The sequence below is a fragment of the Bacteroides sp. 224 genome (assembly GCF_010500995.1).
Classification (GTDB): domain Bacteria; phylum Bacteroidota; class Bacteroidia; order Bacteroidales; family Bacteroidaceae; genus Bacteroides.
On sequence record NZ_QVMK01000101.1, the window covers coordinates 1 to 371 of the forward strand.

1 pseudogene is annotated in these 371 nt (G+C 40.7%); it reads right to left on the reverse strand.

Annotated elements, in window-relative coordinates:
* Nucleotides 1-100 (reverse strand): annotated as a pseudogene (locus tag D0T60_RS18985) (hypothetical protein); the annotation flags it as partial.
* Nucleotides 101-371 lie beyond the last annotated feature (271 nt).

Below are 371 nucleotides of genomic sequence, written 5' to 3' on the forward strand. Positions count from 1 at the left end.
AAGTAATACGAGACATGATATCATCAATGTATTCAGCAGTATGCTTACCCGGCTTAATACCCGGAATAAATCCATTGTTTCTCTTCATGTCTTCTGCCAAAGAAGCCATTGTATCTATCATCAAGCACCAACCGGATTTATTATTTCTTGATATTGAGATGCCGGAAATACATGCTATGCGGTGGGAGTATCATTACCGATGTCTTTGGAAATCACCGGACTTTCTTTAGGATCGAGTAATAAATCGTTCGACCAGTCGTGAAGAATAAGAAGGCAAGAGTCTATGGCCGAATTTCGTGCTCAGCTAACGTTGCTTGAACATAGCATCGTTAATTTTCTGGAGTTATCTTCCACACCGGATAAATGCGACG